Below are 2,495 nucleotides of genomic sequence, written 5' to 3' on the forward strand. Positions count from 1 at the left end.
TACTACGGCTCCGATGGGCTGAAGGTGGCGGCCTTCATCTGGCGGCCGTCGAACATCGAGCCGGGCAAGCGGCTTCCGGCGGTGATCTCCCTGCGGGGCGGGAATCGCGACTTCGGCAAGTTCGGACCCGACAGCCAGCGGCGCATGGCGGCTCTGACCACGGCCGGGTTCGTCGTGATCGGGGTCCAGTATCGCGGGGTGGACGGGGGCGAGGGCCAGGAGGAGTTCGGCGGCGCCGACGTCCATGATGTGCTCAACGCCATCCATCTGGCGCGCAGCCTGCCTGGCGTAGATCCCAGCAACGTCTTCATGTGGGGGCGCTCACGGGGTGGGATGATGGCCTACCTCGCGGTCCGCGACGGCGCGGACGTGAACGCCTTCGTCGCCGAGAGCGCCCTCGCGGACGTCCTGAGCGAGGCGGAGCGGCGCCCAGAGCTGCCGCAGCGCGTGTGGAGCCAACTGATGCCGGACTGGAGCCCCAGCCCGGAAGCCGCGATGCGCCGGCGCTCGCCCATCGAGTTCGCGGACAAGGTCGATATGCCGCCCGTGCTTCTCTTGCACGGCACCGCCGACTGGCGCGCCCACCCCGACAACAGCCTGCAGATGGCCAGCCGGCTGCAGTCGAAGGGGCGGCCGTACGAGCTGCATGTCTTCGAGAACGACACCCACAGCTTGGATCTCAACTGGCGCGAACGCGACCGACTGGTGATCGACTGGTTCCGCCGGCACATGCGCTGAGCTCGGAACCCCCGGTCAGGCCGACCATTGCGAAGGCATGCGGGCCTGCTCCTTCGCCGCACTCCTGTTGCTGGTCGCCGCCTGCGACCAGGTCGCGTTGCCGGGCGCGGCCCCGCCGCCGCTGCGGCCGGGACTGTCGGAGACGGTGGGGCAGGCGCTCTGCCAGCTCGGCTTCACGTCGATCCCGTTGCGCGAGCTGAGGAGCGGCCATCACTTGGTGTCCGTGACGCTGAACGGACAGGCGGCGACCTTCGTCGTCGATACCGGGGCGAATGTCACGGTGCTCGACGCCGCGCTCGCCGAGAAGTTCGGCCTGACGCCGCGGCTTGGCCTGCGCGGCGCAGCGGTCGGGCTGGGCGGATCGACCGGGGCGCGGCAGTGGAACCTTCAGGAGCTGCGGATCGGCCCCGTGGCTGCGCGGCAGAAGACCATCGTCACCACTGACCTGTCGCAGGTCACCGGCGCGCTCAGCCGGCTATCGGACGAGCCGGTCTCCGGCATCGTCGGTCAGGACGTGATGAAGGCCCAGCAGGCGGTGATCGACGTCGCCGGGCCGACGCTGCACCTGCTCCAGCCGGGCAGCGGTCCGAAGCCGCCTGGGGCCTGCGACGGCGCGGACGCGAAGGCGTAGGGCCGCCGAGCCGAACAGGCTAGGCTGGTAAGATGCCGGACATTGAGCTGCGCACCGACCGCCTCCTCCTTCGCCCGCCTATCGAGGCGGACCTCGACGGCTGGGCCGCGTTCGACGCCGATCCGCAGGCCATGGCCTTCTTCGGCGGGCCCAAAGGGCGGGCGGCGGCGTGGGAGGGCATGGCCACGGTCGCCGGCATGTGGGGCTTGCGCGGCTACGGCCTGTTCTCGGTGATCGAGCGGGAGAGCGGCGCGTGGGTCGGCCGGGTTGGCCCCTGGGCGCCGCCCGAGCACCTGGGAACGGAGGTCGGCTGGGCGCTGCTGCCCAGCGCCTGGGGACGCGGCTACGCCACCGAGGCGGCGTCGGCGGCCATCGACTGGGTGTTCGCCGCCCACGGGTGGGCTGAGGTCGTCCACTGCATCGACCACGGCAACGAGGTTTCAGTCGGGGTGGCCCAGCGGCTGGGCTCGCCGCTCATACGCGAAGCGATGCGCCCCGACGGGACGCCCACACGAATATTCGGCCAGTCGCGGGAGGCCTGGGCGGCGCGCCGACCGCTCACACTTCCGCCTGACGCGCTCTAGTGCTCGTGGTCGGCGTCGTCCTCGGCGTCCGGGTCGAGCAGCCGGTGGGCGTGGATGATGAAGTAGCGCATCAGCGCGTTGTCGACGGTCTCCTGCGCCTTCGCGCGCCAGGCGGCCTTGGCCTCCTGGTAGCTCGGGAAGGCCCCCACCAGGTCGACCTTCGACAGGTCCTTGAAGGTGGTGCTGTTGAGGTCGTCGAGCTCGCCGCCGATGACCAGGTGGAGCAGCTGCTTCTCAGCCATGAAGGGTCCCGAAATCAGATGCGGTGTGAATGGCGATAGAGCCGCGCCGCGCCGCACGTCAACGCATGGAGCGCCGCAGGGATCATCCTCAGCGACCGGCGATGGCCAAAGCGTCAACGAGGATCGAGGGGGCGTTGGAGGCGCCGCGGATCTCCAGGTCCGAGCCGGGGACGAGGCGGGCGTAGATGTCGACCAGGTTCCCGGCGACGGTGATCTCGGTGACCGGGTAGGCCAGCTCGCCGTTCTCGAACCAGAAGCCCGAGCAGCCCACCGACCAGTCGCCGGTGTTGCCGTTCAGCG

5 protein-coding genes are annotated in these 2,495 nt (G+C 70.4%); 3 read left to right on the forward strand and 2 right to left on the reverse strand.

Going from position 1 to position 2,495, the window contains the following annotated elements; genetic code table 11:
* The 3 genes from VHK87_RS09530 to VHK87_RS09540 all read left to right on the forward strand — a co-directional run.
* The coding region (locus VHK87_RS09530) for an alpha/beta hydrolase family protein (RefSeq protein ID WP_329634663.1) at positions 1-738 on the forward strand (738 nt) is incomplete at its 5' end.
* A 37-nt stretch (positions 739-775) separates the two neighbouring features.
* Positions 776-1,369, forward strand: a complete 594-nt coding sequence (locus VHK87_RS09535; protein ID WP_329634664.1) for a retropepsin-like aspartic protease — start codon at positions 776-778, stop codon at positions 1,367-1,369.
* Positions 1,370-1,401: 32 nt separating this feature from the next.
* Complete coding sequence (locus VHK87_RS09540) at positions 1,402-1,953, forward strand: GNAT family N-acetyltransferase (RefSeq protein ID WP_329634665.1); 552 nt, start codon at positions 1,402-1,404, stop codon at positions 1,951-1,953.
* Here VHK87_RS09540 and VHK87_RS09545 read toward each other — a convergent pair.
* Positions 1,950-2,195, reverse strand: a complete 246-nt coding sequence (locus VHK87_RS09545; protein ID WP_329634666.1) for a DUF4170 domain-containing protein — start codon at positions 2,193-2,195, stop codon at positions 1,950-1,952. The two genes, VHK87_RS09540 and VHK87_RS09545, sit on opposite strands and share 4 nt — an antisense overlap.
* Positions 2,196-2,283: 88 nt before the next feature.
* Positions 2,284-2,495 (reverse strand): metallopeptidase TldD-related protein (locus VHK87_RS09550; protein ID WP_329634667.1); only part of this gene is annotated, 212 nt, incomplete at its 5' end.

Source organism: Phenylobacterium sp. (assembly GCF_036263695.1).
Lineage (GTDB): Bacteria > Pseudomonadota > Alphaproteobacteria > Caulobacterales > Caulobacteraceae > Phenylobacterium.

Excerpts from the sequence above, each read along its gene's own strand:
- VHK87_RS09535 (WP_329634664.1), top strand. The coding sequence starts at position 776 with ATGCGGGCCTGCTCCTTCGCCGCACTCCTGTTGCTGGTCGCCGCCTGC.
- VHK87_RS09540 (WP_329634665.1), top strand. The coding sequence starts at position 1,402 with ATGCCGGACATTGAGCTGCGCACCGACCGCCTCCTCCTTCGCCCGCCT.
- VHK87_RS09545 (WP_329634666.1), bottom strand. The coding sequence starts at position 2,195 with ATGGCTGAGAAGCAGCTGCTCCACCTGGTCATCGGCGGCGAGCTCGAC.